We start from the raw sequence: 6356 nt of genomic DNA, 5'->3' as shown, positions 1-6356 counted from the left end.
TATCCACATATGCACATAAGAAAAAGCCAGTGAAGTTTCCCATCACCTTAATGGGAAACGAACGGGAGCGGTTATTTCACCGGGGCAAGGTGAAATAACGTCGATTGTGTAGATGTGGGTAAGCGGCTCGCAGAGTTAACGCACACCACCAAAAAACGGTCGCGTTTTTTGGTGCTAACCTGGGCGCCCCTTTGGGGCAGCGGGAGCGGGAAATGTATTTCCCGCTGGGCGGGCGGGGAGAATAAGAGCCGCCCCCTCGATGGGGACGGCTCTTATCAGCGCGCTACCACTCAAAAACCTCGTGGCCGGAGAGAATAGGCGCATCACAATCAAAATGGATGTAGCCTGTACGGAGATATTTTATCTGGTGAATTAAAAACCGCCTCAGCGCCTTTGATGCCCCTTGCGACTTTAATACCCGCAGCCGCCAGCGATAATCCGTCAGCACCAGAATATAACCGTACTGGATGTTAACCACCCAGGAACTAAAAGCCGCCTGCCCTGCCATTGTCGCTAACAGCTCGTTATCTTCCGATGTAAAATGTGCCGTACTGCATACCCGTAAATTTTCCGTTTGCATCTTTCACCCCGTTATTTCATACTGTTCGCGTTGTATTAACTGCACGTTCTGTAGCAGTGTTCGGCCCCGGTATTGATGGGCGTCATTACCGGGGCACCCTGTTACTTCATTCGGTTTTTGAATTCATCCGCAATCAGCCATAACGCACGGTTCAGTTTAATATCGGCATCGATACCGTTGACCGCCCGAGTCCGGGTATTTTTCCCGGTCGCGCTTTTACCGGGCAATCCCCCTTTAATCATGTTTTCCTGAACGCGCTGGAATGTCGTCCATAAATCATTGCCGTAATCTTCACGCCGTCGCGGACGCAAAACCTGGGACGGCGTGATTGGGGATTTATCTTCATACTCGTAGCGATAACTTAACGCCGCCCGCGCAAATAATTCCTGATCGCGCTCGGTCAGTGAAATGCATTTCATGGTATCGAGGTCATTATCGACGCGGTCAAATATGCCGAGCACTTCATAGGCGCCCTCAATCACCTGCCCGACTACGTCGCCTTTATGCGGTACACGAACATCACCGAACGATTGACCAAATACCATTCCGTTGGCGCAGACATAGCGGAACATACCGGGAATCATTTGGTAACTGCTGCTTCCGTCGTGGCTGTTCAATAATACGATTTCGGGGACTTCCTTATTGCCGGAGACAATCATATTTTCCCGACGCAGCCGCAGCATGTGTTTGGTATGCCCGCGTTTGCTTTCATCACGAACGCGGGTCTGGCAGGCATAAAACGGCTGAAAACCTTCCTCGCGTAATTTATCGAGCAGCGTAATGGTGGGAATGTAGGTATAGCGGTCACTGCGCGAATCGTGTTTATCTTCTGAAAACACGCTCGGCACCACGTTCATTAATTCGTCGTTGGTTAACGGGCGGTCTTTACGAATGGCGTTATAACGGCCAAAACGGGAAGTCAGACGCATGATATTCTCCTTTCTCTTTGAGTAAAGCCGGACAATTTTTTAGACCGGCGATGAATTAACGGTATGAGTGATTGATAGCCAGCTGAAGGTGCAGCCGATAACGCGCATGTTCCCAGGCAGTGACGCCGGTCTCGCCAAAATACGCACCGGCCAAACGCTGCGCCTTAATCCAATGTTGCGCGACGGCATACGCAATTTTCGGTTTATCGGACGGCGAGTTATCGACGCCGTTAAACACCACCCGATCCGTCATCGTGTTAAAAATTTCATACAGCGATTGCGCCAATTCGTCAGAAGACAAATACACGCCGTGCAATTCCTCCATCAATTCCAGTTGACGGATCATGATGCTTTCCGCGTCGGGGTATTTTCCCGCCCATCGTTTGGAAGATTCTTTGGTGGCGGTGTTGACGTTTTGCGTGTTCATCCTGCTCTTGCTCCTCTCTGGTGGTTATTCCATCGTTCGGTGAGTTCCCTGGCGGCAAAGGGCGACGGTGCTACGAACAGCCCTCCGCCAGGGAACGGCCGTCCGATGGCGCACCGGAAACGCAGCGAGGAGGAACACGGCCGACACGGCGACAAGCCGGGGCGACCTTAGCGTTCCTCGCCAGGGCGAGGGACAGTGAAAAGCGGCGCCGGCATCGCCGGCTGCAAGCGTGCCCATCGCGTGACGGATGGAAGCCCGTCAGGGGGGAGACGGCGTGCCGGCTCCCTGCGCAGCACGACAGCCGGGCCCGAAGGGCACGCCCAGGCATCATGCGGAAACCCGATTCACCCCAGAAATACCGGCAGCCGGAAAGTGAGAGGTATAAAAACCGCCATTGGGCCTTTGTGACAGCGTGCGAGAAGAGAAAGAATGGCCGGTGCCGCAGGCTCCGGCCTTTCGTTCTGTTCGTCTTTTACCGCGCGGTGCTGACCGGAGTCACCGCCACCGGAAAAAGGGCGGCGTGCCCTCCTCCGTTTCCAGGTAGCACACGGCGTCGTCATCAAACGCCCCGTGTTCCCGCCCCGATCGGTAAATTCGCCCGGTAACGGCAGCGTGTCGTTTTCTGCCATGCGTTATCGGGCAGGATCGCCCTGCCCGCCTCGGGTGTTAGCGATACATCGGCCAGCGCGTGGACGTCACGCGATACCAAAACGGCGTATACATCTCGCGCTGATACTTCAGTGTCAGGCTGTTGCCGATCACTACGCGCGCCGGGATACCCAACAACGACAGCTGGATGTAACACATCCGCGCCGCCACCGGATCGATGTCCACGCAGTCGGCGCGCAGCTGCGTTTGCGGGTTATAGCCCCGCGCCAGCATCACTTTGGCAAACGCGATCACCATTCCGCCCGCGCCGCAGGTCGGTTCGGACAGCGTGATATACGGTTCATTTTCCAACGCCGCCAGCCGATCACCGGCTACCAGTCCCGCCATCAGCTCGGAGAGATGAAACGGCGTGAAAAACTGGCCGATGTTGCCGCTGCCCAGCTCCAGCTCCATAAACAGCGAGCCGAGAAAGTCCCCCATGCCCTGATCCAGCCCGATGATCAGCCATGAATACAACTGCGCCATGCGCTGCTGGTCGGCTTTCTCATAGCGCTGGATGGTGGCCAGATACTCCGCCTCGATGTCCGGCGACTTTAACAGCAGATTTTCCAGCGCACAGGCCGTCAGTTTCACAAAATCGCTGAACACTTCGTAGCGATGGTGATAACGCGCCGTTTCACGAAACGTACTCAAAAACGCCTTGCGCGGATCATCGCCGGTGAGTGTCCGTTTCCGTCCCGGTACAGGGTCGGCGGATTTTGACGGTTCTAACGCATCAGCCCTGACGTTCTTTTCCGCCGGGCGCACTGCATCGACGGGCACGGAAAACAGGGCATCAAAAGAGAGTTGTGACATCAATTAACCTCCGGGTCAGTGAATAGCCGCCCCGAAATGGGGCGGCTCGCGTTATCAGGCCATTGCCCGCGTTAACTCCAGCGCACGCAGAACGTGCCCCCACTCACTGCCCCGCATCGACGGCACCCGCACCGATTTGCCCTTGCGAACACATCCGGCGATATGACGCCCGAACGACCGCAGGTCCGGATCGACGTCGGCGGCGGCTATATCGCCGCGCGCGATCCGCCGCTGGCGTTTCACCTGCTCGCACTCAGCCTGCAGGCGCTTTACATACTCGTCGGTTACTGTCATGATGCTTGGGTCTGTTGATTTCATGGTTGAGACTCCATGTAGTTTGATAGAACGCCGGTCTAACTTTCCTAGGGGTAAACCGGCATGAGGAAGCAGCGGAAACGCTGCTTTTTTCATTTACGGGCTTGCGTCTCCCGGCTTAACACCTCCTTATTGATCCGCGCCAGAATGGCGCTGTGCGATAACGTCACCACATCGCGGAACTTAAAATAGCGATCGCCGACTTTTGCAAAAATGTAGGCAACGTCCCCGCAGTACATTTCGGCCAGCTTGAAAGTTTCGCTATGTGCGTCGCCCTCCCAGTCTTTCGGGTACATCACTGCGATGGCATCCATAAACGCCGCCAGCGTGATTTCTTCCACGTCGCTGCGTGCCTGCTGCTCGCGCCGTTGCCAGTACGCAGCCTCGGTGCTCGCATCCCACGCCATGCGGTTTTCGGTGCTGATTTCGGTCTGATACATCGTTTTTTCTCCTCTGTTAGGGTGGCTTGCCACCGGTTAAATGCGGGTCAACGTGCCGTAGTAAGGCAACTGGCGGCCATCGTCCCCGCGCCGCATCCGGCCATCGTCTGACACCTCGACGAAAACGCCGGTATCAAGACACAGCCAGATGAAGCCTTTTGCATAAAGCGATACCCGGTTGTGCTCAGGCAAACGGGGCGCACAGGCTCGAGCTGTTCCACGGCGTACACCGTGCAACCCTGCGCGCGGGTTTCTCGCACGAATCGCGCCACGGCATCAAACCGATTACAGGCGTTGGTGATGTGGCTGCAATTCAGGTTCACCGTGCCCCCGATGCATGGCGCCGAGAATTTGACAGAAAAGCGGCCTATCTCTTGAGTAACGAACAGGCAGGCTTTTACATCCCAATCATCAGGCGATCCTTTGGCGGCAGTGTTGATGCTCTGTTTCATCGTCTTATCTCCTTCTAGTGATAGTCCGGGCAGCAGCACCGCCGCCCGGACGGTATAAGTTATGGGCGATCCATCCGGGCCATCGCACATTCAAACTCAAATTTCCCCTCCAAGTTTTCGAGCACATACGCCACGGCGTTGCTGCCCATTTCGCCGCACATCTCTGGCGCCAACGCCATCGCGTCCAGCCAGCAACGCACGATCATGTAAGGAACGCGGGCTTATCACCAAAAGCACCCACGTCGTTCCAGTTCGTCACCGAGTCCAGCACGTTATCGGCGATAGTCATCAGCAGCTCCATCAGCCGCTGCGCTCTTTCCGGTTTCCACTGATCGTTAAAATGGTGCAGCTCGTTCAGATAGCCCTGTTGCTCAGCAATACGTTCAGCAGGCGACAAGCCCCAACCATAGGCTTCCGTCCACCCATATCTTTCAGAGCGTTCCTGAGCGGCGGTTTTGACGTTGACGTTTTGTGTGTTCATGCTGCTTTCCTTCCTGGGTGGTTGATTTATCTCTCGTCGGATCCTTTCGCGGCAAAAAAGCTGACGTAGCGACGGCGAACGGGTGACAGCAAGGGCGCCGCTTGCGGCGTGCACTTCACCCTTGCGGGCACACGGGCGACGGTGCTACAAAAGCGGCCGCGCAAGGGGCTGATGAGAGATAACCACCGGTAAGCTGAGCAGGAACACACCCGACACGGCGAAAAGCCGGGGCGTCTTTAGCGTTCCTCGCCTGGGCGAGGAACAGTGGGAAGCGGCGCCGGCACCGCCGGCTGCAAGCGTGCCTTTTGCGTCAGCGATGGACGCCCGCAGGGGGGCGACGGCTTGCCGGCGCCATGCGCAGCACGACAGCGCGCCCGGACGCCCACCGTCGCATCGTTTCGCCAGGCAAATCGTTCAGAAGCAGCACATCCATGCCCGACCGTCACCGCGGCTCTATCAACAGGAGTCTTCTCCCCAACTGAAAGAAGAGACAGACCTGGTACAGGAATAAGAGAGCAACAAGCCGCAGTGGCGCAGCCACTGCAGCCTGTTGTCCGGGGTTTAGCGGCCTACCAGGCGATTCGGCAGCCGCGCCGCGTTATCGATATGCGCTTCAGGGGACAATTCCGCGCTGATCAGACTGACCTGAAGACGCGCCTCCCAGAATGGCATGGCCGACCAGAGGTAACTATCCAGTTCGTCCAGACAGGGAAACCGCGCCGTCCACGCCAGCACCAGCCCGCTCAGGTCATCCTCGGCCAGTCCCTGCTGCTGCGCACGCCGCACCCAGCGGTCAAGCTCGCCCGGCGTGATGAACGCCAGCTCGATTTCCGCCTGCGCCAGCCGCACCTGGTAACGTCGCCGCTTGTGCCGCCGGAGTGTGGCATCGATGCGCGCCTGACGGGTGTGTTTCATCGTCAGCCGGTGTTCGAAGCGCTGCCGACGGCGGCGGTTCACTTCCGGGAACAGCGTGTCACGGGTGTCGCCCGGCAACGGGGAATAACAGTGCTCGCCCCGGCTGGCAATCAGCGTGTCGAGTGCGTCGATATAGTCTTCCTTGCGCGTGGCGCGGCGACGATCGCCGGGCCGGTAGGTCACGTCTATCATGCGGATGTCCTTGGCTGAAATTGTGTGCCGCCCGGTTAACTGGCGGAAAAACGCCGTGGCATAGGTGTAAACGGGTAACCGCCTGCCTGCCTCACGGCGAGCTTCGACCTGTGCGATGGCTTGCCAGACGGCCTGCCGATACGGGTGCCACGGCACCAGAG

General features: G+C 57.4%; 9 protein-coding genes. All 9 read right to left on the bottom strand.

Annotation, left to right across the window (positions count from 1 at the left end):
• Window positions 1-283: 283 nt before the first annotated feature.
• The 9 genes from ACP3TA_RS00500 to ACP3TA_RS00460 all read right to left on the bottom strand — a co-directional run bounded on the left by ACP3TA_RS00500 (window position 284) and on the right by ACP3TA_RS00460 (window position 6351).
• Window positions 284-580, bottom strand: coding sequence for a DUF5983 family protein (locus ACP3TA_RS00500; protein WP_426784257.1), 297 nt, complete (start codon window positions 578-580; stop codon window positions 284-286).
• Between the two features lie 101 nt (window positions 581-681).
• The gene (locus ACP3TA_RS00495; protein ID WP_426784256.1) at window positions 682-1509 is read right to left on the bottom strand and encodes a DUF932 domain-containing protein; all 828 of its coding nucleotides are present in this window, start codon (window positions 1507-1509) and stop codon (window positions 682-684) included.
• A 55-nt stretch (window positions 1510-1564) separates the two neighbouring features.
• Window positions 1565-1936: a dehydrogenase gene (locus ACP3TA_RS00490; RefSeq protein WP_426784255.1), complete on the bottom strand. Its 372-nt coding sequence runs from the start codon at window positions 1934-1936 to the stop codon at window positions 1565-1567.
• 666 nt (window positions 1937-2602) lie between these two features.
• Entirely contained in the window at window positions 2603-3238 is a 636-nt protein-coding gene (locus tag ACP3TA_RS00485; RefSeq protein WP_261804215.1) for an N-6 DNA methylase, read from the bottom strand.
• A gap of 216 nt (window positions 3239-3454) precedes the next feature.
• A complete protein-coding gene (locus ACP3TA_RS00480) occupies window positions 3455-3718 on the bottom strand; it encodes a hypothetical protein (protein WP_042785950.1) in 264 nt (87 codons plus the stop codon).
• Window positions 3719-3807: 89 nt separating this feature from the next.
• Complete coding sequence (locus ACP3TA_RS00475; RefSeq protein WP_241389653.1) at window positions 3808-4155, bottom strand: hypothetical protein; 348 nt, start codon at window positions 4153-4155, stop codon at window positions 3808-3810.
• Between the two features lie 47 nt (window positions 4156-4202).
• Entirely contained in the window at window positions 4203-4607 is a 405-nt protein-coding gene (locus tag ACP3TA_RS00470) for a hypothetical protein (RefSeq protein ID WP_426784254.1), read from the bottom strand.
• Between the two features lie 202 nt (window positions 4608-4809).
• Window positions 4810-5088, bottom strand: a complete 279-nt coding sequence (locus tag ACP3TA_RS00465; RefSeq protein ID WP_426784253.1) for a hypothetical protein — start codon at window positions 5086-5088, stop codon at window positions 4810-4812.
• Between the two features lie 561 nt (window positions 5089-5649).
• Window positions 5650-6351, bottom strand: coding sequence for a plasmid SOS inhibition protein A (locus tag ACP3TA_RS00460; protein WP_426784293.1), 702 nt, complete (start codon window positions 6349-6351; stop codon window positions 5650-5652).
• Window positions 6352-6356: the final 5 nt, after the last annotated feature.

The sequence above is a fragment of the Serratia sp. 2C06 genome (genome assembly GCF_050037615.1).
GTDB classification, from domain to species: domain Bacteria; phylum Pseudomonadota; class Gammaproteobacteria; order Enterobacterales; family Enterobacteriaceae; genus Serratia; species Serratia ureilytica.
The sequence above is the reverse complement of the archived record's forward strand: the minus strand, read 5'-3'. Positions and strand labels throughout refer to the sequence as shown.